Origin of the sequence: Burkholderia sp. S-53 (assembly GCF_025560745.1) — a bacterium.
Taxonomy (GTDB): Bacteria; Pseudomonadota; Gammaproteobacteria; order Burkholderiales; family Burkholderiaceae; genus Burkholderia; species Burkholderia pyrrocinia.
Genome location: NZ_CP090483.1, coordinates 3,140,499 through 3,163,679 on the forward strand (window position 1 = coordinate 3,140,499; position 23,181 = coordinate 3,163,679).

21 protein-coding genes are annotated in these 23,181 nt (G+C 67.2%); 9 read left to right on the forward strand and 12 right to left on the reverse strand.

Going from position 1 to position 23,181, the window contains the following annotated elements; all coding sequences use genetic code 11:
- Positions 1-17: 17 nt before the first annotated feature.
- From glyS to LXM88_RS19625, 4 genes are read left to right on the forward strand one after another with little or no spacing between them, the layout of a single operon-like run.
- A complete protein-coding gene (gene glyS / locus LXM88_RS19610; protein ID WP_262536356.1) occupies positions 18-2,117 on the forward strand; it encodes a glycine--tRNA ligase subunit beta in 2,100 nt (699 codons plus the stop codon).
- A gap of 10 nt (positions 2,118-2,127) precedes the next feature.
- Positions 2,128-2,691, forward strand: coding sequence for a D-glycero-beta-D-manno-heptose 1,7-bisphosphate 7-phosphatase (gene gmhB / locus LXM88_RS19615; protein WP_047898978.1), 564 nt, complete (start codon positions 2,128-2,130; stop codon positions 2,689-2,691).
- A gap of 43 nt (positions 2,692-2,734) precedes the next feature.
- The gene (locus LXM88_RS19620) at positions 2,735-3,499 is read left to right on the forward strand and encodes a lysophospholipid acyltransferase family protein (protein ID WP_262536359.1); all 765 of its coding nucleotides are present in this window, start codon (positions 2,735-2,737) and stop codon (positions 3,497-3,499) included.
- A gap of 46 nt (positions 3,500-3,545) precedes the next feature.
- Entirely contained in the window at positions 3,546-4,433 is an 888-nt protein-coding gene (locus LXM88_RS19625; RefSeq protein ID WP_034179426.1) for a M48 family metallopeptidase, read from the forward strand.
- Between the two features lie 109 nt (positions 4,434-4,542).
- On the opposite strand, the gene gloA is transcribed toward LXM88_RS19625, so the two are convergent.
- A complete protein-coding gene (gene gloA, locus LXM88_RS19630) occupies positions 4,543-4,932 on the reverse strand; it encodes a lactoylglutathione lyase (protein WP_065499218.1) in 390 nt (129 codons plus the stop codon).
- 345 nt (positions 4,933-5,277) lie between these two features.
- Here gloA and LXM88_RS19635 point away from each other — a divergent pair, with 345 nt between their 5' ends.
- The gene (locus LXM88_RS19635) at positions 5,278-6,213 is read left to right on the forward strand and encodes a DMT family transporter (RefSeq protein ID WP_262536362.1); all 936 of its coding nucleotides are present in this window, start codon (positions 5,278-5,280) and stop codon (positions 6,211-6,213) included.
- Positions 6,214-6,315: 102 nt separating this feature from the next.
- Here the strand turns inward: LXM88_RS19635 and rsmA are convergent, their stop codons facing one another.
- The 4 genes from rsmA to LXM88_RS19655 are packed head-to-tail and all read right to left on the reverse strand — an operon-like array spanning position 6,316 to position 11,961.
- Complete coding sequence (rsmA, locus tag LXM88_RS19640; RefSeq protein WP_096471738.1) at positions 6,316-7,143, reverse strand: 16S rRNA (adenine(1518)-N(6)/adenine(1519)-N(6))-dimethyltransferase RsmA; 828 nt, start codon at positions 7,141-7,143, stop codon at positions 6,316-6,318.
- Between the two features lie 49 nt (positions 7,144-7,192).
- A complete protein-coding gene (pdxA, locus tag LXM88_RS19645; protein WP_047898983.1) occupies positions 7,193-8,179 on the reverse strand; it encodes a 4-hydroxythreonine-4-phosphate dehydrogenase PdxA in 987 nt (328 codons plus the stop codon).
- Between the two features lie 11 nt (positions 8,180-8,190).
- Entirely contained in the window at positions 8,191-9,549 is a 1,359-nt protein-coding gene (locus LXM88_RS19650) for a peptidylprolyl isomerase (RefSeq protein ID WP_262536364.1), read from the reverse strand.
- Between the two features lie 51 nt (positions 9,550-9,600).
- Positions 9,601-11,961: an LPS-assembly protein LptD gene (locus LXM88_RS19655; protein ID WP_262536365.1), complete on the reverse strand. Its 2,361-nt coding sequence runs from the start codon at positions 11,959-11,961 to the stop codon at positions 9,601-9,603.
- 223 nt (positions 11,962-12,184) lie between these two features.
- Here LXM88_RS19655 and LXM88_RS19660 point away from each other — a divergent pair, with 223 nt between their 5' ends.
- Entirely contained in the window at positions 12,185-13,234 is a 1,050-nt protein-coding gene (locus tag LXM88_RS19660; protein ID WP_262536367.1) for an aminoglycoside phosphotransferase family protein, read from the forward strand.
- A gap of 22 nt (positions 13,235-13,256) precedes the next feature.
- Entirely contained in the window at positions 13,257-13,976 is a 720-nt protein-coding gene (gene murU, locus LXM88_RS19665) for an N-acetylmuramate alpha-1-phosphate uridylyltransferase MurU (protein ID WP_262536368.1), read from the forward strand.
- Between the two features lie 108 nt (positions 13,977-14,084).
- Here murU and LXM88_RS19670 read toward each other — a convergent pair whose 3' ends face one another.
- Positions 14,085-15,956, reverse strand: a complete 1,872-nt coding sequence (locus tag LXM88_RS19670; RefSeq protein ID WP_262536369.1) for an ABCB family ABC transporter ATP-binding protein/permease — start codon at positions 15,954-15,956, stop codon at positions 14,085-14,087.
- A gap of 175 nt (positions 15,957-16,131) precedes the next feature.
- Between LXM88_RS19670 and LXM88_RS19675 the strand changes: the two genes are divergently transcribed.
- Entirely contained in the window at positions 16,132-16,527 is a 396-nt protein-coding gene (locus tag LXM88_RS19675; protein ID WP_262536370.1) for an acyl-CoA thioesterase, read from the forward strand.
- A 37-nt stretch (positions 16,528-16,564) separates the two neighbouring features.
- Here the strand turns inward: LXM88_RS19675 and LXM88_RS19680 are convergent, their stop codons facing one another.
- Positions 16,565-17,047, reverse strand: a complete 483-nt coding sequence (locus LXM88_RS19680) for a nitrate reductase associated protein (RefSeq protein WP_047898989.1) — start codon at positions 17,045-17,047, stop codon at positions 16,565-16,567.
- Between the two features lie 115 nt (positions 17,048-17,162).
- Here LXM88_RS19680 and fdhD point away from each other — a divergent pair, with 115 nt between their 5' ends.
- Complete coding sequence (gene fdhD, locus LXM88_RS19685; protein WP_262536372.1) at positions 17,163-18,017, forward strand: formate dehydrogenase accessory sulfurtransferase FdhD; 855 nt, start codon at positions 17,163-17,165, stop codon at positions 18,015-18,017.
- Here fdhD and LXM88_RS19690 read toward each other — a convergent pair.
- From LXM88_RS19690 to cyoA, 5 genes are all read right to left on the reverse strand, one after another.
- Positions 18,002-19,177 (reverse strand): fatty acid desaturase, encoded by a 1,176-nt coding sequence (locus LXM88_RS19690; protein WP_262536373.1) that lies wholly within the window; start codon positions 19,175-19,177, stop codon positions 18,002-18,004. The two genes, fdhD and LXM88_RS19690, sit on opposite strands and share 16 nt — an antisense overlap.
- Positions 19,178-19,273: 96 nt before the next feature.
- Positions 19,274-19,606: a cytochrome o ubiquinol oxidase subunit IV gene (gene cyoD / locus LXM88_RS19695; protein ID WP_262536375.1), complete on the reverse strand. Its 333-nt coding sequence runs from the start codon at positions 19,604-19,606 to the stop codon at positions 19,274-19,276.
- On the reverse strand, positions 19,607-20,218 hold the full coding sequence (cyoC, locus tag LXM88_RS19700; protein ID WP_262536376.1) for a cytochrome o ubiquinol oxidase subunit III: 612 nt from the start codon (positions 20,216-20,218) through the stop codon (positions 19,607-19,609).
- Complete coding sequence (gene cyoB, locus LXM88_RS19705) at positions 20,218-22,230, reverse strand: cytochrome o ubiquinol oxidase subunit I (protein ID WP_262536377.1); 2,013 nt, start codon at positions 22,228-22,230, stop codon at positions 20,218-20,220. The genes cyoC and cyoB overlap by 1 nt, the downstream gene beginning before the upstream one ends.
- A gap of 3 nt (positions 22,231-22,233) precedes the next feature.
- Entirely contained in the window at positions 22,234-23,124 is an 891-nt protein-coding gene (cyoA, locus tag LXM88_RS19710; protein ID WP_262536379.1) for a ubiquinol oxidase subunit II, read from the reverse strand.
- Between the last annotated feature and the right edge of the window lie 57 nt (positions 23,125-23,181).

A 23,181-nucleotide genomic window follows, 5' to 3' on the forward strand; every position in this document is an offset into this window, starting at 1 on the left:
CGAGATTTCTTCCAAACATGACGCACAATCATCCCGCCCCCCTGCTCGTCGAACTGCTGACCGAAGAGCTGCCGCCGAAGGCCCTCGCGCGCCTCGGCGACGCATTCGCCGAAGGTCTCGCGCAACGCCTCGCGGCGCGCGACCTCGTCGAAGGCGAACTCGTGTTCGAACGCTACGCCACGCCGCGCCGCCTCGCCGTCGTCGTGCAGAACGTGCGCGCCGTCGCGCCTGACAAGCAGGTCCGCGAAAAGGTCCTGCCCGTGTCGGTCGCGCTCGACGCCGACGGCAAGCCGACGGCCCCGCTCGCGAAGAAGCTCGCGGCGCTCGGCCATCCGAACCTGTCGATCGCCGATCTCGAGCGCGCGCAGGACGGCAAGGCCGAAGCGTTCTTCATCAACTATTCGGCAGCCGGCGCGACGCTCGCCGACGGCCTGCAGGCCGCGCTCGACGAGACGCTCGCCAAGCTGCCGATCCCGAAGGTGATGACGTATCAGCGCCCGGACGGCTCCGACGTGCAGTTCGTGCGCCCGGTGCATCGCCTGACGGTGCTGCACGACGATCGCATCGTGCCCGTCACCGCGTTCGGCATCGACGCCGGCGACACCACGCTCGGCCACCGCTTCCTGTCCGACGGCCTCGTCGCGATCCAGCATGCGCGCGCGTACGCCGACACGCTGCGCGACAAGGGCCGCGTGATCGCGCACTTCGCCGATCGCCGCGAAACGATCCGCACGCAACTGAACGAACACGCGAACGGCGACACGGTCGTGATGCCCGAATCGCTGCTCGACGAAGTGACGTCGCTGGTCGAATGGCCGGTCGTCTATCCGTGCCGCTTCGAGGACGAATTCCTGCAGGTGCCGCAGGAATGCCTGATCCTGACGATGCAGACGAACCAGAAGTATTTCGCGCTGACCGACGTCGAAGGCAAGCTGCGCTCGCGCTTCCTGATCGTGTCGAACATCGCGACCAAGACGCCGGGCGAGATCATCGAAGGCAACGAGCGCGTCGTGCGCCCGCGCCTCGCCGACGCGAAGTTCTTCTTCGAGCAGGACAAGAAGAAGCCGCTCGCCGATCGCGTGCCGCAGCTCGCGAACGTCGTCTATCACAACAAGCTCGGTTCGGCGCTCGCGCGCGTCGAGCGCCTCGAGGCGCTGGCCGGCGAGATCGCACCCGCGATCGGCGCCGACGCCGCACATGCGAAGCGCGCCGCGCGTCTCGCGAAGGCCGACCTGCTGACCGACATGGTCGGCGAATTCCCGGAACTGCAGGGCACGATGGGCACGTACTACGCGCGCCACGACGGCGAAGCCGACGACGTCGCGCTCGCGTGCGCCGAGCACTACCAGCCGCGCTTCTCCGGCGACGCGCTGCCGACCACGCCCGTATCGACCGCCGTCGCGCTCGCCGACAAGCTCGAGACGATCGTCGGCATCTGGGGCATCGGCCTCGCGCCGACCGGCGAGAAGGATCCGTTCGCGCTGCGCCGTCACGCGCTCGGCGTGCTGCGCCTGATGCTCGAGAAACAGTTGCCGCTCGATCTCGTCTCGCTGCTGCGCACGGCCCACGCGCGCTTCGAAGGCGTGCCGGGCGTCGCCGAATCGACCGATGCGATCTTCGCGTTCTTCATGGATCGCCTGCGCGGCCTGCTGCGCGAGCGCGGCTATTCGGCCGGCGAAATCGACGCGGTGCTGAGCCTGAACCCGACGCGCGTCGACGATCTCGTCGCACGCCTCGACGCGGTGCGCGAATTCACGCACCTCGCGGAAGCCGAAGCGCTCGCGGCCGCGAACAAGCGGATCTCGAACATCCTGAAGAAGTCGGAAGGCGGCGTGAACGGCGCGGTGCAGCCTGCGCTGCTCGTCGAAGCCGCCGAGAAGGCGCTGCACGAACAGCTCGCGGCCGTGACGCCGCACGTGCAGTCGCAGCTCGAGGCGCGTGCGTACACGGGCGCGCTGTCGGCGCTCGCCGCGCTGCGCGCGCCGGTCGACACGTTCTTCAACGACGTGATGGTCAACGTGGACGATCCCGCGCTGCGCGCGAACCGCCTCGCGCTGCTGTCGGCGCTGCACCTGCAGATGAACTGCGTCGCCGATATCTCGAAGCTCGCCGCATAAGGGCCGCACGATGCCGACCAGCCCCAACCGAAAGCTCGTCGTCCTCGACCGGGACGGCGTGATCAACGTCGATTCGGATGCGTTCATCAAGACGCCCGACGAATGGATCGCGCTGCCCGGCAGCTTCGAGGCGATCGCCCGGCTCAACCACGCGGGCTATCGCGTGGTCGTCGCGACCAACCAGTCCGGCATCGGTCGCGGGCTGTTCGACATGGCCGCGCTCAACGCGATGCACCTGAAGATGCATCGCGCGGCGGCCGCGGTCGGCGCACGCATCGACGCGGTGTTCTTCTGCCCGCACACGGCCGAGGATCACTGCGACTGCCGCAAGCCGAAACCCGGCATGATGCAGATGATCGCCGAGCGCTTCGAAATCGATCCCGCTCACACGCCGGTCGTCGGCGATTCGCTGCGCGACCTGCAGGCCGGTGTCGCGGTCGGCTTCCAGCCGCACCTCGTGCTGACCGGCAAGGGCAAGAAAACGCTCGCCGCGGGCAATTTGCCGCCCGGCACGAAGGTCCACGACGACCTGCGCGCGTTTGCGCTCGATTTCCTTTCACACGAACACGAGTGATGCGGCTGCCGCGCGCATCCTCCCTAACGCCAGACTCACGCCGATGCGCTTCGTCCGCTCCCTGCTGCTGCTGATCTACTTCATCCTGTACACGGTGCCATACGCCACCGCGTGCTTCATCGCCTTCCCGTTCATGCGTCCCGACGCGCGCTACTGGATGGCGGCCGGCTGGTGCAAGTCGACGCTGTGGGTCGTGCGCTGGCTGAATGGCATCCGCTACCGGATCGAAGGGATGGACAACCTGCCCGACGGCCCGGCCGTGCTGCTATCGAAGCACCAGTCCGCGTGGGAGACGCTCGCGTTTCCGGCGCTGATGCCGAAGCCGCTCTGCTACGTGTTCAAGCGCGAGCTGCTGTACGTGCCGTTCTTCGGCTGGGCGCTCGGGCTGCTGCACATGGTCAACATCAACCGGAAGGAAGGCAAGAACGCGTTCAATTCGGTGATCCGCCAGGGCAAGAAGCGGCTGTCGGAAGGCGCATGGATGATCATGTTCCCCGAAGGCACGCGCACGCCGGTCGGCAAGCAGGGCAAGTACAAGACGGGCGGCGCGCGCTTCGCGATCGAAACCGGCACGCCCGTCGTGCCGATCGCGCACAATGCAGGACGGGTGTGGCCGCGCAACTCGTTCATGAAATTCCCGGGCGTGGTGACGGTGTCGATCGGCAAGCCGATCGATTCGACCGGCCTCACACCCGATGCATTGAACTCGCAGGTCGAAGCATGGATCGAAGCGGAAATGCGCCGCATCGATCCCGATTCCTATCGCCAGGCGGGCAATGCCGGCACGCGCGATGCCGCGCGCGTCTGAATCCCCCGGGTTGCAGCCGTTGCGCACGACAAAAAGAAGCGAACTGATGAAACAGCGTCCGCGGCCACGGCCAGCCGTCGTGGCTCTCGATCATCGCCAGATGGATCTGCCGCTCTTCGACGGGCCGGCCGCCGCACCGTCGGCGCCCGCCACGCCGCCGGCGCCGCCTGAAGCGGCGCCCGCCGCACCGCTCGATCCGGGCCCGGCGCCCGACCGCTCGCGCGTGCGCACCTTCGCACTCGACAGCCGCGTGCTCGAATACCGCCTGAAGCGCTCGGCGCGTCGCACGATCGGCTTCACGATCGACGGCAGCGGATTGTCGATCACCGCGCCGCGCTGGGTCACGCTCGCCGACATCGAGGCCGCGATCTCCGAGAAACAACGCTGGATCTTCGCGAAGCTCGCGGAGTGGAAGACGCGCACCGAGCAGCGCGCGCTGCCGCAGATCGACTGGCGCGACGGCGCGCAGCTTCCGTATCTCGGCAAGACAGTGACGATCGCGCTCGGCGCGGGCGCCGTCGGGTTCGACGCCGATGCGCTGCGGCTCTCGTTGCCGCTGCCCGCGCAGGCCGACATGCAGCAGATCAAGGATCGCGTGCAGGGCTGGCTGCAGGGCGAGGCGAAGCGGATCTTCGGCGAACGCCTCGCGGTCTACGCGGAAAAGCTCGGCGTCACGTATTCGATGTACGCGCTGTCGTCGGCCGCGACGCGCTGGGGCAGTTGCTCGAGCGACGGCAAGATCCGGCTGAACTGGCGGCTGATCCATTTCCCGATGTCGATCGTCGACTACGTCGTCGCGCACGAACTGTCGCACCTGCGCGAGATGAACCACAGCCCGGCCTTCTGGCAGACCGTCGAATCGATCTTCCCCGAGTTCCGCGAAGCGCGGCACACGCTCAAGCATCACCCGCCCGAGCTGCTGCCGTCGCTGTAACGCACGCGGCCGTCGTTCGTCAACGCAAACGGGCGATGCGGGTCGCCCCGCACCGCCCGTTCGCTCCGCCGCCGCGCGCATCGCGCGCCGCGGCCCGTTCATCCGGCGCTCAGTGCGCCTTCTTCTGGATGAACTCGATCTTGTAGCCGTCCGGATCCTCGACGAACGCGATCACGGTCGTGCCGTGCTTCATCGGGCCCGCTTCGCGCGTGACCTTGCCGCCTTGCGCCTTGATCTTGTCGCAGGCCGCGTAGGCATCCTCGACCGCCACCGCCAGATGGCCGAAGCCGTTGCCGAGATCGTAGGACGGCGTATCCCAGTTGTGGGTCAGCTCGATCACGGTGCCCGTGCTTTCGTCTTCGTAGCCGACGAACGCGAGCGTGAACTTGCCTTCCGGATAATCGTCGCGACGCAGCAGCTTCATGCCGAGCAATTCGGTGTAGAACTTGATCGAGCGGTCGAGATCGCCGACTCGCAGCATCGTATGCAGCAAACGCATGTCGTGTACTCCTGTGGGGACTTTCCAGAACCGGAAACTCTACCAGAGTCGGGTGAAACTCGTCGGGGACGCCCAGCCGGGGTGGCCGATACGGAGCATCGACCAGATTCGCGCGAGCGCGCGGGTACGCCGGCAGTACCGGCCGCGCTCGACGCGCCCCCTTCGGGCCGGCCGATCGGGTAACATCCTTCCACTTCGCACCAAAAGCGGGCATGCGTCCCGCCACCCGAACGCGACCACCCTCCCAACCAGCCACATTGCCGTGCGAAACCGCCGATTCGAGCGCGCCGGACGCGCCACCCGCCTGATCTCGTTGCCACCGTATCGAATCAGCGAGGCCCGCCGATGACCTCGCTTGCCGCCACACCCGTACGCCGCGCGCTCGACCTGCGCGCCGTCGGCCTGATGCTGCTGCTGTGCGCGATCTGGGGCTTCCAGCAAGTCGCGATCAAGAGCACGAACGCCGCCATCGCGCCGATGTTCCAGGCCGGGCTGCGTTCGGTGATCGCCGCGGTGCTGCTGTGGGGCTGGGCCCGCGCGCGCGGCACGCCGCTGTTCCGCGCGGACGGCACGTTCGGCGCGGGCCTCGCGGCCGGCGCGCTGTTCGCCGGCGAATTCGTCTGCGTGTTCTTCGGGCTGACGCTGACGAGCGCGTCGCATATGGCGATCTTCCTGTACACGGCGCCCTGCTTCACCGCGCTCGGCCTGCACCTGTTCGCGCCGGGCGAACGGTTGCAGCGCACGCAGTGGGCCGGCGTCGGCCTCGCGTTCGCCGGCATCGCGCTCGCGTTCGCGGACGGCTTCCTGAAGCCGCGCGCGCCGGGCGCATCGGTTCTGGCCGGGCTGGCCGGCGACGCGCTCGGCATTCTCGGCGGCGCGATGTGGGCCGCGACGACGGTCGTCGTGCGCTCGACGGCGCTCGCGCGCGCCAGTGCGAGCAAGACGCTGTTCTACCAGCTCGCGGTGTCGGCGGTCATACTGGTCGCGCTCGCCGCGCTGGTCGGGCAGTTGTCGTTCGCGCACGTCACGCCGCTCGCGGTGGCGAGCCTCGCGTACCAGTCGGTGATCGTCGCGTTCGTCAGCTACCTGTCGTGGTTCTGGCTGCTGACGCGCTACAGCGCGTCGCGGCTGTCCGTCTTCACGTTCCTGTCGCCGCTGTTCGGCGTCGCGTTCGGCGTGCTGCTGCTCGGCGAATCGGTCGGCTGGCGCTTCATGTCCGCGGCCGCGCTCGTGCTGACCGGCATCGCGCTCGTCAACGCGCCGCCGCGCAGGCGGGCGTGACGGCGGGCGGCAACCAGACACGCGCAACATGCCCGCGCAATAAAAAAGCTGCCCCGCGGGGCAGCCTCGTCGCGCCATCCGGTCCGGCTCGCGCTACGCGCGTTACCCGGCCTTGCGCACCGCCGCGAGCGCCTGCGCGACGCCGACGTATTCGGCCACGCTCACGTCCTCCGCACGGCGCGCGAGATCGAAGCCGAGCGCATCGAAGTCGATCGTCTCGCGATAGTCGCCGAGCGTATTGCGCAGCATCTTGCGGCGCTGCGAGAACGCAGCGGTGACGATTTCGCCGAGCAGCACCGGATCGACGTCCGGCAGTTCGTGCGGTTCGTACGGAATCATCCGGACGATCGCCGAATCGACCTTCGGCGGCGGCTGGAACGATTCCGGCGGCACGTCGAGCATCTTTTCCATCACGTAGCGGTACTGCAGCATCACCGACAGCCGCGAAAACGCCTTCGTGCCCGGCTCCGCGACCATCCGCTCGACGACTTCGTTCTGCAGCATGAAATGCTGGTCGATGACCACGCCGGCGAACGTCATCAGGTGAAACAGCAGCGGGCTGGAAATGTTGTACGGCAGGTTGCCGACGATCCGCAGCGACGGCTTGTCGCCGGGCGCCGCGAGCGAACCGAAGTCGAACGCGAGCGCGTCGCCCGCGTGCAGTTCGAGCAGCGCGCCGAAGCGCTGTTGCAGGCGCCCGATCAGGTCGCGGTCGAGCTCGACCGCATGCAGCGGCGACTCGGGCGTCGACAGACGCTCGATCAGCGGCCCGGTCAGCGCGCCGAGCCCGGGGCCGATCTCGACCATGCGCTGGCCGCGCGCGGGGCCGATCGTCGACACGATCGAGTCGATCACGCCGTGATCGACGAGGAAGTTCTGCCCGAAGCGCTTGCGCGCGAAGTGGCCTTGGTGCTGTCTGCTGTTCGACATCGACTGAGTAAAACGAAAAATACGACGAATGGGGTGAGGTCGGGCCGCGTCAGGCCGCGCGGCGATGGCGCGCCATCGTGACGGCCGTATCGAGCGCGGCAACCATGCTGCCCGGATCGGCGCGGCCCGTGCCGGCCAGATCGAGCGCGGTGCCGTGATCGACCGACGTGCGGATGATCGGCAGCCCGAGCGTCACGTTGATGCCCTCGCCGAACGTCGCATACTTCAGCACGGGCAACCCCTGGTCATGGAACATCGCGAGCACGCAATCGGCATCGGCCAGATGACGCGGCTGGAACAGCGTGTCGGCGGGATACGGGCCGCGCGCGTCGATGCCCTGCGCGTTCGCGCGAGCCAGCGCCGGCGAGATCACGTCGATCTCTTCGCGGCCGAGATAACCGTTCTCGCCCGCGTGCGGGTTCAGGCCCGTCACGAGGATGCGCGGCGCGGCGAGACCGAAGTCGCGCCGCAGGTCGCGATCGATGATCGCGAGCGTCTCGACGAGCCCGTCGATCGTCAGCGCGGCCGACACGTCCTTCAGCGGCAGGTGCGTGGTCGCGAGTGCCACGCGCAGCGGCTTGTCGCCGGTGCCCGCCAGCATCATCACGACACGCGGCGTATGCGTGCGCTCGGCCAGGTATTCGGTATGGCCGGTGAACGGCACGCCCGCATCGTTGATCGTGCTCTTCTGCAGCGGCGCGGTGACGATCGCGTCGTACCGGCCTGCCAGCGCGCCGTCGATCGCCGCGTCGAGCAAGTCGAGCACGTAGCGGCCGTTCGCGGCGTCCAGCTTGCCCGCCTGCGCGGGAACGGCGAGCGCGCGATGCGCGACCGATACCTGCCCGCCGGCAAGCGTTGCCGGATCGGCGCCGACCGCCGCCGCGCGCGCGTCGAGCAGCGCCGCATCGCCGAGCACGGTGAAATGCGCGTCGGGCCAGCGCTGCGCGGCATCACGCAGCGCCTGCACGGTCAGCTCCGGGCCGACGCCCGCGGGTTCGCCGGTCGTGATCGCGATCTGCAGCGCGGGCGTGGTCATCGGAAGCTCGTTCAGTTCGCCGGGCCGGCGCCGCCGATCTTGTACTGCACGTACGACGAGTCGCGCAGTTCGCGCAGCCAGTCGGCATACGCCTGCTCGGCCTTGCGCTGGCCGATCGCCTGACGCGCGATGTCCATCTGCTGCTGCACCGAGCCTTCCGCCTCGCGGCGGTTCAGCACCTGAATCAGGTGGTAGCCGTACTCGGTACGAATCGGCTGGCTGATCTGGCCGTCCTGCAGGTTGTTCATCGCACGCTCGAATTCCGGCACGGTTTCGCCCGGGCTGATCCAGCCGAGGTCGCCGCCCTGCGACGCCGAACCGTCCTGCGAGTAGGTGCGCGCGAACTTCGCGAAATCGCCGCCGGCCTCGACCTGGTTGCGGATGTCGGCCAGTTGCTGGCGCGCCTGGCCTTCCGACTTGCCTTCGCCCACGCGCAGCAGGATGTGGCGCACGTGCGTCTGGACGATCTTCGGCGCCGCGGCGGTTGCGCCCTGGCTCGGGCGGCGGTCGACGAGACGCACGATCTCGAAGCCGTCCGGCACGCGGATCAGCGTCGGGTTGACCTGGCCCGGGCGCAGCTTCGATGCGGCGTCGACGACTTCGGCCGGCAGCGCGCTCGGTGCCTTGAAGCCGAGGTCGCCGCCCTTCTTCGCGTCGTTCGCTTCGGAGTTGTTCTTCGCGAGCCGCTCGAAATCGGCACCCGACTTCGCTTCCTGCAACAGCGCGTCGGCCTTCTTCTGCGCGACTTCGATGTCGGCCTGCGGCGCGTTGGTCGGCGCCTTGATGAAGATGTGCTGGAACCGCAGGTCCTGCTGCTGCGCCGCGTTCGGCCCGCGCTGGCTCGCGATGTAGTTCGCGACTTCGGCGTCCGACACGGTGATCTTGCCGTCGACCTCGCGCTCGCGCAGCTTCGACAGCATCAGCTCGGTACGCGCATCGCTCGTGAAGATGCTCCAGGGCACGCCTTGCGACTCCAGACGCGCGCGGTACTGTTCGAGCGTCATCCCGTTCGCTTGCGCGAGACGCTGCAGCGTCGCCTGCACGGTCGCGTCGTCGATGCGGATCCCGTCGTCCTTGGCCTTCTGCACCTGGATCCGCTCGAGCACCATCTGGTTCAGCACCTGCGCGCGCAACTGGTCGACCGGCGGCACCGGCGCGTTCTGCTGCTGCAGCCGGCGCGCGATCAGGCCGACGCGCTGGTCGAGTTCGCGGCCCGTGATCACGTCGTTGTTGACGACCGCGACGACTTCGTCGGCGAGTTGCGCACCATGCGAACCGAGCGCCTGCGCCGCGGCCGGCGCGGCGGCGAGCAGCGCGGCGGACGCGGCGAGGCTGGACACGACTGCCGCGAAACGAAGGGTTTTCTTCATTGCCACTGATACTCCATTGAAATCGTGCTGACCGGTGCAGACAAGCCGGCGTTACTCGTAGTTGCTGAAGCGGGACATCGGCGGCGGCGGCGGCGGCAGCGGCGTGTAGCCCGGCACCCCGGCGCGGAATGCGGACACGAGGCCGTTGTCGACGGTCGACAAGCCCTTGAGCGTCAGTTGCATCATGAAGCGCGTCGACGAATTCTGCTGTCCCGACGAATTGATGCCGTTCGCAGCCCGCTGCACACCGACCCCGAGCGCCCAGCAATCCGCGTCGTATTGTAAGCCGAGCAGACCGTCGACCACGCGATCGCCGGCGAGATCGTAGTTGAAGCGGCCGATCGCATACAGGCGGCGCGTGAGCGGCCATTGCGCGGACACCAGGAACTGGTTGATCGGCTGGCCGTCGAGCGTCGTGTTCGCGCGCGTGTAGCGATAACCAACGTTGATCACGCGACGCTCGCCCGGGCTGTAGCCGAAACCGATGCTCGACTTCACGAGCTGGTTGTTGTTCTGGTTGTACTGGAACGCCGTCTCCGACATGAAGCCCGAGCCGAGCTTCAGCGCGGCGCCGACGATCAGGTCCGAGTGGCGCGCCTGCGCAGCGGCCTGCGCGGAATTCAGCGTGACGCGCTGATCGGCGAAGTAGTACTGCTGCGCGATCACGAAGCGCGCACGCTCGTCGCCGGTGCGCGGATCGATGAAACGCGACGTGAGGCCGGCCGTGATCCGGTTCGCATCGGCGATCCGGTCGTTGCCGACGAACGTGTTCGGCTGGTAGATCTCCGCGAGGCCGAAATCCGATTCCGCGGTGTCGAACAGCGGTGCGTTCGACTGGTTGCGATACGGCGTGTACACGTAGTACAGGCGCGGCTCGAGGGTCTGGATGAAGTCCTGCCCGAACAGGCGCACCGAGCGGTCGAAGATCAGGCCCGAGTCGAAGGTCACGGTCGGGATCGACTCGGTGAAGCGCTTCGGATTGTTCGGCGTGCTCGCGGACAGGTGGTTCAGGTCGTACGACGCGAAATGGTACTGGACCTTCGGCACGACGAAATAGCCGGGGCCGTACACGCCGTACGCGATGTACGGGTTGAAGACGATCCGGTCGCCTTCGGTCGCATCGGCGGTCGTGATGCGGAACCGCGAATAGTCGGCTTCCGCGCCGAAGTCGAAGCCGCCGACGTTGTACTTCGTGTACTTCACGTTCAACTGCGGCTCGCGGCTGTACGGCGCGATCGACGGCGGCAGCGTCTGCCAGTGCTGGTAACGCGCAAGCACCGACCACGGGCCGTTGTTGTACGTGAGGCCGGCTTCCTGCTGGTACAGCGTCTGCGTCCCGTTGACGAACTGGTTCGACGAACCGAGATCTTCGGGATACGTGTTGTCCGAGACCTTGTTGTAGTAGACGTAGCCGCCGAAACCGCCGCCGAAGTTCTGCTGGTGCTGCCAGTAGATCGCGTAGCGGTCGCGGTGCGCGAGCCGGTCATTCGGCAGGTAATTGGCCGTAAAAGTGCCCGAATACGACGGCGACAGGTAGCGGAACGTCCCTTCGGCCATCACGCCGCGCCGCGAGATGATGCGCGGCGTGAGCGTCAGGTCGCGGTTCGGCGCGATGTTGAAGTAGTACGGCAGCGTCAGCTCGAAGCCGTTGCTCGAGTTCACCGAGAACGTCGGCGGCAGCAGGCCGCTGCGCCGCTCGCCCGACAGCGGGAACGTCATCCACGGGCTCGCGAAGATCGGCACGCCCTGGAAGAACAGCACGCCGTTGCGCGCGGTGCCTTCGTCGGCGCCCGTATCGAAGTCGAAGCGGCTGCCCTTGATGTACCACGCGGGGTTCGTCGAGCACTGGCACGCCGTGTACGTGCCGTTGACGAACACCGAGCGCTCGTTGTCGACCATGTCGACGCGCTCCGCGCTGCCCGACCCGCCCGTCACGTTGAAGTGGTACTTCGGCGCCGTCATGAAGCCCTGGTTCGCCTCGATCTTCAGATGCGCCTCGGGGCCCGCGAACGACGTGCCGCCATTGACCACCTTGACCTGGCCGTACGCATCGGCCATGTCGGTATCCTGATCGTAGTGGATCGCGTCGGCCTTCACGACGGCGTCGCCGCGCCGCAGTTCGGCCGAACCCTTCGCGGCCAGGTCCTGGTCGGCCGTGCCGCTCGTGTGGTCGGCGATCACGAAGGCGGCGGGCTTCGTGCCGTCCTTCAACGGATGATCCTCGAGCTGGGGTGCGAGACGCAGATCCCACGGCGAGTCGAGCGGCTGCGGCTGCGCAGCCGCGCCCGACAGCTGCGCGTACGACACGGCCGGCACGAGGCCGGGCACGGCCAGGAGCGCGAGCGCGAGCCGCCGTTTGCGCGGCGCCCCGTCACCGGGGAAAACATTCGGGAATAGCGGTTTGGGCGGCATCTATCGTTTGGCGAATCGCCCCTTGTCAACCGCGCCTGCAGGGCACACTCGCGCACGGCGGGCCGCGCCGTCGAACCGCGACTGCGGCTGAGCGCAAACCGGGGAGTCGATCGGGCGGACGGCGCGACAGGCAGCGGGCCTGCACGGCGGAAGCTGACGCGGGGCGCGTCAAAAAAGTCGTGGGGTATTATATGGCAAGACGTTCCCCCCTCCCGCGAGTTTCATGACGCCCCCATCCGCCGCATCCCAGCCCGACGCCCGCCTCGACGCACTCGCCGCGTGGCTGCACCCGCTCGCCGGGCGCTACGCGCTCGACCTGTCGACCCTCGCGCCGGCATCGTCCGACGCCAGTTTCCGCCGCTATTTCCGTGTCACATCGGCCACGAGCGCCGGCGGCGCGCTGATCGCCGTCGACGCGCCGCCGCCCGAGAAGTGCCGCGAGTTCGTCCAGGTCGCGCAGTTGCTCGCCGCGGCCGGCGACCACGTGCCGGACGTGCTGGCCCACGATTTCGACGCGGGCTTCATGCTCGTGACGGACCTCGGCCGCACGTCGTACATCTCGGTGCTCGATCCGGCCGACCCGGCCGCCGCGAAGCCGCTGATGCGCGACGCGCTCGACGCACTGATCCGCTTCCAGCTCACGTCGAAGCCCGACGTGCTGCCGCCGTTCGACGAAGCGTTCCTGCGCCGCGAAATGGAGCTGCTGCCCGAATGGTTCGTCGGCCGCCACCTCGGCAAGCCGGTCACCGACGCGATGCGCGGCACGCTCGACCGTACCTTCGCGCTGCTGGTCGCCAGCGCGCACGCGCAGCCGCAGGGCTTCATGCTGCGCGACTTCATGCCGCGCAACCTGATGGTCTGCGAGCCGAATCCGGGCGTGCTCGACTTCCAGGACGCCGTCTACGGGCCGCTGACGTACGACGTCGTGTCGCTGCTGCGCGACGCCTTCATCAGCTGGGACGAGGAGTTCGAGCTCGACTGCTTCGCGTACTACTGGGAAAAGGCGAAAAAGGCTGGCCTGCCGGTCGATCCGGATTTCGGCGAGTTCTACCGCCAGCTCGAATGGATGGGGCTGCAGCGCCATATCAAGATCCTCGGCCTGTTCGCACGCATCAATTACCGCGACGGCAAGCCGCACTACCTGAACGACCTGCCGCGCTTCCTCGCGTATGCGCGCAAGGTCGCGCTGCGCTACCGCCCGCTCGTGCCGTTCGCGAAGCTGCTCGACGAACTCGAGGGCAACGCGCCGGCCGACGTGGGCTATACGTTCTGACTGTCCTGAAACCCGGCCGAACATGAGCGACACCCTGACCACGGCGATGATCTTCGCCGCCGGGCGCGGCGAACGGATGCGCCCGCTGACCGACACCCGCCCGAAGCCGCTGCTCGAAGCGGGCGGCAAGCCGCTGATCGTATGGCAGATCGAAGCGCTCGCCCGCGCCGGCATCGAGACGATCGTGATCAACCATGCGTGGCTCGGCGAACGGATCGAGACCGCGCTCGGCGACGGTTCGCGCTGGGGCGTACGGCTCGCGTATTCGGCCGAAGGCGACGCGCTGGAAACCGCCGGCGGCATCGCGCAGGCGCTGCCGCTGCTCGAGCGCGACGGGCGGCCGACGGTGTTCGTCGCGGTGGCCGGCGACGTGTTCGCCGAGTTCGATTACCGGACGCTCGCCGCCCCTGCCGCGCGCATGTCGGCGCTCGACGCACCCGCGATGCATCTCGTGATGGTGCCGAATCCGCCATTCCATCCGTCCGGCGACTTCGTACTCGGTGGCGACGGGCGCCTGTCGCTCGACGGTGGCGACCGCGTCACGTTCGGCAGCATCGGCCTGTACGACACGCGGATGTTCCGCGATCTCGCGCCCGGCACGCGACGCGCACTGACGCCGTATTTCCGCGCGACGATCGAAGCCGGCCGCGCGAGCGGCGAACTGTACGAAGGCATCTGGGAGAACGTCGGCACGCCCGCGCAGCTCGGCGAGCTCGACGCGCGGCTGCGCGCCGCGGGCTGACCGGGCGACGGACGAACCAGCGCCGCGTCGTGCCGCTACGCCGCGCACGCACCCTTCCGGCAGACCGCCATCCTGCCCGCTGCGCGCCTCCGCGCGCAGCACCGCCGCTCACGCGGCCTCGGCCTCTTCCCCGCCCGCCGCCGCGCGCTGCTGCTGCAGCGCCCACATCTGCGCATACAGCCCGTCCGCGCGCACGAGTTCGTCGTGCGTGCCGCGCTCGACGATCCGTCCGTGATCCATCACGAGGATCTGTTGCGCATGCACGACCGTCGACAGCCGGTGTGCGATCACGAGCGTCGTGCGATGCCGTGCGATCTGGTCGAGTTCGTGCTGGATCGCGCGCTCCGAGCGCGAATCGAGCGCCGACGTCGCTTCGTCGAACAGCAGCACCGGCGGATCCTTCAGCAGCGTGCGCGCGATCGCGACGCGCTGCTTCTCGCCGCCCGACAGCTTCAGCCCGCGCTCGCCGACCGGCGTGTCATAACCCTTCGGCAAGCTTTCGATGAAATCGTGGATGTGCGCGGCGCGCGCGGCCGCGACCACCTCGTCGCGGGTCGCGGTCGGCCGGCCGTACGCGATGTTGTAGTAGATCGAATCGTTGAACAGCACGGTGTCCTGCGGCACGATCCCGATCGATGCGCGCAGCGAATCCTGCGTGACGTCGCGGATGTCCTGGCCGTCGATCCTGATCGCGCCGCCCGCCTGCCGGTCGAGATCGTAGAAACGGAACAGCAGGCGCGACAGCGTCGACTTCCCGGACCCGCTGTGACCGACCACCGCGGTCGTCGTGCCCGCGTCGATCGTGAACGTCACGTCGTGCAGGATCGACCGCGCCGGCTCGTACGCGAAGTTCACGTGCTCGAAGCGCACCTGCGCGCCGGCCACCGCGAGCGGCCGCGCATCGGGCAAGTCCGCGACTTCCTTCGCGGACGACAGCAGCCCGAACATCCGGTCCATGTCGGTGAGGCTCTGCTTCAGCTCGCGATAGACGACGCCGAGAAAGTTCAGCGGGATATAAAGCTGCAGCATGAACGTGTTGATCAGCACGAGATCGCCGAGCGTCAGCTTGCCCGCGAGCACGCCCTGCGTCGCGCGCCACAGGATGAACACGAGCCCCGTGCCGATGATCGCCTGCTGGCCGAAGTTCAGCACCGACAACGAGTTCTGCGAGCGGATCGCGGCCTTGCGGTAGCGCTTCAGGTTCTCGTCGTAGCGCTGCGCTTCCCACTCCTCGTTGCCGAAGTACTTCACCGTCTCGTAGTTGATCAGCGAATCGATCGCGCGCGAATTCGCGCGCGAATCGAGTTCGTTCATCGTGCGGCGAAAGTGCGTGCGCCAGTTGGTGACCTTCACGGTGAACACGATGTACGTGACCAGCGCCGCGAACGTCACGTACGCGTAATAGGCCTCGTACTTGACCACGAAGAAACCGAGCACGAGCCCGACCTCGACGAGCGTCGGCAGGATGCTGTACAGCGAATACGAAATCAGTTGCTGGATGCCGCGCGTGCCGCGCTCGATGTCGCGCGACATGCCGCCCGTCTGGCGCTCCAGGTGAAACCGCAGCGACAGCCCGTGCAGGTGCCGGAACACCTGCAGCGCGAGCTGGCGCACCGCGCTCTCGGTGACCTTCGAGAACAGGATCTCGCGCAGCTCGGTAAACAGCGACGTCGACAGCCGCACGAACGCATACGCGACGACCAGCAGCCCGACGCCGCCCGCGAGCACGATGCCGGCCGACTGTTCGGCGCGGCCGAGCGCGGTGATCTGCTGCACGTAGGACAGGTGGTCGACGATGCGCTTCATCACGACCGGCACGCCGAGGTTCGCGACCTTCGCGCCGATCAGGCAGGCGAGCGCGAGCGCGACGCGCCATTTGTAGGTGGTCAGGTACGGCAGCAGCGACCGGATGGTCTGCCAGTCGTTGCGGGGCCCGGTCGAAGCCGGCGCGGGCTCGCCGGAAGCAGGAAATCGGCGCATGGGGGGAAGGATCGGCGGCGGTGCCGGACGCTTTCATCGGCGGCCGGCTCGCCCGCTTTCTCGTACAATTTGCGGACGTTGTATTGTCGCAGAAGCCGCTTCGCGCCGCTGCCGGCGGCCTCGCCGGCCAGCCTGCGCGCGGCGGTGAATTTATTACAGGATGAAAGCCCCCGCCATGACCGATTCGACCCTCGAACTCCCGCAAAAACAGCCCGCACTGCGCGTCGTCCCGCAACCGCACGACGCAAACGTCCACGGCGACGTGTTCGGCGGCTGGATCATGTCGCAGGTCGACATCGCCGGCTCGATCCTCGCGAGCCAGCGCGCAAATGGGCGCGTCGCGACGGTCGCGGTCAACTCGTTCGTGTTCAAGCAGCCGGTGTTCGTCGGCGATCTTCTGAGCTTCTACGCGACCATCACGCGCACCGGCAACACGTCGATCACGGTCGACGTCGAGGTGTACGCGCAGCGCATGCGCCTGATGGGCGAAATCGTGAAGGTCACCGAAGCGACGCTCACGTACGTCGCGACCGGCCCGGACCGCAAGCCGCGGCAACTGCCGCCGCTCTGACGGGCAAGCGCCGCGCTGCGGCGCGGCACGCGGCCCGTCAGTGCGTGGCCGTCAGCCCGAACTCCCGCATCGCGGGCAGGAAATCGTGATTCAGCTTCGGCTTGCGCGACAGCTTCACCAGCACATAACGCTGGAACGGCGCGAGCCGCTGCCACTGCGCGAGCGCCGGCGCCGACAGCCCGGCCAGCGCGCTCTGCTGCACGAGCGACTCCGGCACCGTGTCGGTGGCGCGCCAGGTCGGCTGTTCGTCCGGCTGGAACCACGACGGTTCCAGATCGGCGTGCGTGCGCAGCATTTCGAACAGCGCATGATCGAAGTTGGGCTCGATCGCGGTGTCGTCGTCGGCCGGAAAGCGCGCGAGCAGCTTGCGATCCTCGAGTGGCAGCAGTTGCCACTGCTCGAGCGAAATCCGCAGACCGAAGCGGTCGAGGTTGAAACGCACGATCATCGGGATGTACGTGAAGTTTTCCGACGAATCGTGTTCGAAGTTGAATAGCAACGGAGCGTCGCTGAGTCCCATGGTCGTTACCTGACGTGGCGAATGCCGGCGCGGCCGGCCTGCCTGAGGTATTTTAGAACCTCTGCGCGCGGGCGGCGGACACGATTGTCGCCGGCCGTGCCTCGAATCAACGGGAGTGCTCGTGAATCCGACCCAATCCGACGAACTGCGCGACGAACTGCACGCCGAGCCGCGCGGCGCGATCGAACTGTCCGTGAGCCGCACGCGCGGCGGCGCGGTCGAAACCGCGCACGACTACGTGGGCCAGGAATGGCCCGTCGCACTCGTATTCAACGGCATCTCGCACGCGGTGATGATGTGCACGCCGTGCGACCTCGAGGCGTTCGCGGTCGGCTTCGCGATCTCGGAAGGGATTGTCGCGCGCGGCAGCGACATCAAGGACATCGAGGTGATCCTGCATGCCGACGCGCCGCTGCCGTACGCGGAAGTGCACCTGGAAGTCGTCCAGCAGGCGTTCGCCGCGCTGAAGGACCGGCGCCGCGCGCTCGCGGGGCGCACCGGCTGCGGCGTGTGCGGGATCGAAAGCATCGACCTGCTCGACCTCGCGCCCGAACGCGTGCCCGACACGGGCTTTCTCGCGCGCCTCGCGCCCGACGCACTGGCGCGCGCGGCGCACGGGCTGCCGGCCCACCAGGCGCTCACGCAGCTCACGGGCGGCCTGCATGCGGCCGCGTGGTGCGACGCAACAGGCGCGATCCGGATCGCGTTCGAGGACGTCGGCCGCCACAACGCGCTGGACAAGCTGATCGGCTCGCTCGTGCTGTCGCGCGCCGATACGACCGACGGCTTCGTGTTCCTGTCGAGCCGCGCGAGCTACGAGCTCGTGCGCAAGGCCGCACGGGTCGGCATCCCGATGGTCGCGACCATCTCCGCGCCGTCGTCGCTCGCGATCGGGATCGCGAAGGCGGCCGGCCTCCGGCTCGTCAGCTTCTGCCGCGAAACCGGCCACGTGGATTACGGCACCGCGTGAGCACTCGCGGCGGGCGCCTTGCCCGCCGGTTCGCGAACCGCGTCCGGCGGTTCGTCCGCGGCGGCCGGCGGGAGCGCTTCGCATGCCGCGTCGCTCGTCCGGTTTCCGAGGTAGTCCATCCAGAGCCCGCGGTCGGTGTCATAGAGCTTGCAGCGGCGAGCCGTGTCGAAGTACCAGCGCCAGCTGAAGCGCTGCACGACGATCCGCCCGGGCAGCATGTCCTCCAGTTTCGCCTGCGCGGGCTTGAGCCGGTACAGCGGCACGCTCATGTCGACGTGATGTGCGGTGTGCTCCATGATGTGGTGCAGCAGGCCGCCGATACCGAACGAGAACGTCAGGTGCAACGTGGTCGACACGAACGGCGCGGCATTCGACCATTCCGCGCGGTTCGCGTGCCACGCGATGCGCGGATCGGTGTGGTGGACATACACGACGAAGCCGATCATCGAGCACCAGAACAGGAACGGCACGAGCACACCGGTTGCGAGCAGCAGCGCGACGGGCTGCCCTGTCGCGATCGCCACCCACACGACGGCGGCGATCCACACGGCCGCGAAGCCCGTCACCAGCAGGCAGTCGCGCCGGAACACGGGCCTCGACGCGCCGATATAGCTCCTGGTCGGGAAATACATCCGCAGCCACCAGATCTCGACGAGATAGTAAAGCCCCGGCGCCCAGCCGCTTCGGTAGACGCGATCCAGCAAGCGGCGCACCGGCGATAGCGCAGCGTATTCCGCCGGGGTATGGGGCGCCCACACGAAGTCAAAGCCCTTCAGGTTCGTATAGCCGTGGTGCACGACGTTGTGCCCGACTTCCCACAGGCTGTATGGCGTCAGCGACGGCAGGAATGCGATGCGGCCGAGCCAGCGGTTCAGCCGGCGATCGGGCGTCAGGCTCTGGTGACACGCGTCGTGCCCGATGATGAAGAGCCGCCCGGTGATGAAGCCGGCGGCCATCCCGCAGACGATCTTGGCGACGATCGACGGAATCAGCAGCGCGCCGGCGAACGTCGCGAACAGCAGCAGGTAGTCGAGCACGAGCAGCACGATCGGGCGCACGAACTCGCGCGCGGCGAACGGCACGAGCCATGCGCGGATGACCTTGCGATGCGGGATCGGCTCGTCGGCACGAACCGGTGTCTGGGAATCGTTGTTGGCCATGATGCAGAAAGGCGCGCGAACCGCACGCCCGAAAAGGAAACAAGCCGTGCGGCAGGCACGGCGCAGGAGGGCCGGCCAAACCACGGCCCGGGCCGGTTAGCGCGACATCATGTTCATGCTGACGTTGTGCATCACCCACAGCGTCCCGAAGATCAGGATCAGCGCGGTGAGCACCGTGTAGCTGAACGCCATCACGTTCCAGCGCTGGCTGGACGACGCGTTCATCTGCAGGAAGCACACGAGGTGCACGAGAATCTGCACGAACGCGAGCACGGCGAGCGCGATAAGCGCCGCCTTCGGCGCCAGCACGCCGCCCATCACGAGGCCGAACGACGCGGCCGTCAGCAGCACCGACAACACGAAACCGACGATGTAGCCGCCGGCCGTGCCGTGCGCTTCATCGTGGTGGATGAGTTCCGAATGAGCCATTTAGATCACGCTCGCGAGATAAACGAAGGAGAACACGCAGATCCAGACGATGTCGAGGAAGTGCCAGAAGAGGCTCAGGCAGGTGAGGCGCCGGAAGTCGCGTTCCGTCATGCCGGGGCCACGCGCGATCTGCACCACGAGCACGACCATCCACAACAGGCCCACCGCCACGTGCAATCCGTGCGTGCCGACCAGCGCGAAGAACGCCGACAGGAACGCGCTGCGCTGCGGGCCCGCGCCTTGCGCGATCAGGTGCGAGAACTCGCGCAGTTCCATCGCGAGAAACGCCGCGCCGAGCACGAACGTCACCGCGAGCCAGACGAACACGGTGCCGCGCCGGCGGCGTTGCGCGCCGAGCATCGCGAAGCCGTACGTGATGCTGGACAGCAGCAGCGCGGCGGTCTCGAGCGCGACGCCCGGGATATCGAACAGGTCCTTCGCGGTCGGCCCGCCCGCAAACTGGTGGCCGAGCACCGCGTACGTCGCAAACAGCGACGCGAAGATCACGCAGTCGGTCATCAGGTACAGCCAGAAGCCGAACACCGAATGCGACGGCGGATGATGGTGCGCCGCTGGTTGATGGCCGGCGCCCGCGAGAGATTGATACGACATCAGTTCGCCTCCAGTTCGGCTTGCGGCGCCGGTGTGCCGATCCGCACGCCCGCGTGTTGTTCCTCGATCGTGCGGACGGTATCCGCCGGAATGTAATAGCCGTCGTTGTCCTGTGCGCTGTACAGCACCACCGTCGCGACGATGCCGACGAGCGCGGCGATCGCGAGCCACCAGATGTGCCAGACGAGTGCGAAGCCGAGCATCAGGCTGAAGAGGCCGACGAAGAAGCCCGCACTCGTGTTCGACGGCATGTGGATGTCCTGGTACCGGACGTTCTTGCCGAGGCCGAGCCCAAGGCCCTTCGCCTTGCGATACGCGAGTTCGTCGAGTTCATGAACGTTCGGGATCACCGCGAAGTTGTAGGCGGCGGGCGGCGAACTCGTCGCCCATTCGAGCGTGCGGCCGTTCCACGGATCGCCCGTCGCGTCGCGATATCGCGGCTGGTTGCGATTGCGCCAGCCGACCCACACCGACGCGACCTGACACAGCACGCCGATCGCGATCAACGCGACGCCGAACGCGGCGGCGACCAGCCACGGATGCCAGGCCGGGTTGTCGTAGTGGTTCAGGCGACGCGTCATGCCCATGAAGCCGAGCACGTACAGCGGCACGAACGACGCGTAGAAGCCGAGGAACCAGCACCAGAACGCGCGCTTGCCGAACTTCTCGTCGAGCCGGAAACCGAACACCTTCGGGAACCAGTAATGCACGCCCGCGAAGTAGCCGAACACGACGCCGCCGATGATCGCGTTGTGGAAGTGCGCGATCAGGAACAGGCTGTTGTGCAGCACGAAGTCCGCGCCGGGAATCGCCATCATCACGCCGGTCATGCCGCCGAGCGTGAACGTGACCATGAAGCCGATCGTCCACAGCACGGGCGCCGTGAATTCGATGCGTCCGCGGTACATCGTAAACAGCCAGTTGAAGATCTTCACGCCGGTCGGAATCGCGATGACCATCGTCATGATGCCGAAAAACGCGTTGACGTTCGCACCGGAACCCATCGTGAAGAAGTGGTGCAGCCACACGAGGAACGCGAGCACCATGATCACGCACGATGCATAGACCATCGTCCTGTAGCCGAACAGCGGCTTCTTCGCGAACGTGGCGATGACTTCCGAATAGATGCCGAACGCGGGCAGCACGAGGATGTACACCTCCGGATGCCCCCATGCCCAGATCAGGTTCAGGTACAGCATCGCATTGCCGCCGCCATCGTTCGTGAAGAAGTGCATGTCGAGGTAGCGGTCGAGGCCCAGCAGCGCGAGCGCGACCGTCAGGATCGGGAACGTGGCCATGATCAGCACGTTCGAGCACAGCGCCGTCCACGTGAACACCGGCATCCTCATCAGCGTCATGCCCGGCGCGCGCATCTTGACGATCGTCACGAAAAAGTTGATCGCCGTGATCAGCGTGCCGACGCCCGAGATCTGCAGCGCCCACAGGTAGTAGTCGACGCCGACGCCCGGGCTGAACTGCAGCTCCGACAGCGGCGGATACGCGAGCCAGCCCGTCTGCGCGAATTCGCCGATCACGAGCGAGATGTTCATCAGGATCGCGGCCATCGCCGTCATCCAGAAGCTCAGCGAGTTCAGGAACGGGAACGCGACGTCGCGCGCGCCGATCTGCAGCGGCACGATCAGGTTGAAGAACGCGACCAGCAGCGCCATCGCCATGAAGAAGATCATGATCACGCCGTGCGCGGTGAAGATCTGGTCGTAATGATGCGGCGGCAGGTAGCCGGGGCCGTTGTACGCGAGCGCGAGCTGCACGCGCATCATCACGGCGTCCGCGAAGCCGCGCAGCAGCATCAGCACCGCGACGACCAGGTACATCACGCCGATCTTCTTGTGGTCGACCGACGTCAGCCATTCGCTCCACAGCCATTTCCATCGACGGGTGACCGTCAGTGCGGCGACGATGCCCAGCACGACGAGCCCCATGAAGGCGCTCGCCCCCATGATGATGGGCTGATCGAACGGGATCGCCGAAAGTGTCAGTTTGCCGAACATGCGTTACCCCTTCGTCGTGCAGGCGGCGTCCTTCGGGTCGAGGACGTGGCCGTTGTTGTATTTCGCGATGATGTTGTGAAAGAGCTTCGGATCGACCGACGAGAAGTAGCGCACCGGCGCCTTCTCGCTCGGCTGCGCGACCGCGCCGTAGGCGGTCATGTCGAGCCGGTCGGACGACGCCTTCACCTTCTGCACCCATGCGTCGAACTGCTCGCGCGGCTCGGCGAGCGTGCGGAACTTCATGTCGGAGAAGCCGCGGCCGCTGTAGTTGGCGGACACGCCCGCGTAGCTGCCCGCCTCGTCGGCGATCAGGTGCAGGCGCGTCTGCATGCCGGCCATCGCATAGACCTGGCTGCCAAGCTGCGGGATGAAGAACGAATTCATCACCGAGTCCGACGTGATGCGGAAATTCACCGGCGTGCCGACCGGGATCGCGAGCTGGTTGACCGACGCGATGCCAAGCTCGGGATAGATGAACAGCCACTTCCAGTCGAGCGCGACAACGTCGACATTGATCGGCTTGACCGACGATTCGAGCGGCTTGTACGGGTCGAGTTCGTGCGTCGTCCGCCACGTGAGGATGCCGAGGAACAGGATGATCAGCGTCGGCACCGTCCAGATCACGACTTCGATCGCGGTCGAGTGCGACCAGTTCGGCGCGTAGGTTGCGTTGCGGTTCGACGCGCGGTAGCGCCACGCGAAGTAAAGCGTCAGCAGGATCACTGGCACGACGACGATCAGCATCGCCCACGTCGCCGTCGCAATCAGCGACTTCTCGGCGACGCCCACCGCGCCCTTCGGATCGAGCACGTGAAGGTCGCTGCATCCGGCGAGTGCCGCCAGCAGCCCGATGACGGGCGCCGCACGCGCTCCGCCGGTGATTCGTCCGATCATTGTTCGTTCGCCTGATTGTCGTTGAGAAGCACTGCTGGCCATGCGTCGCCATCGCGC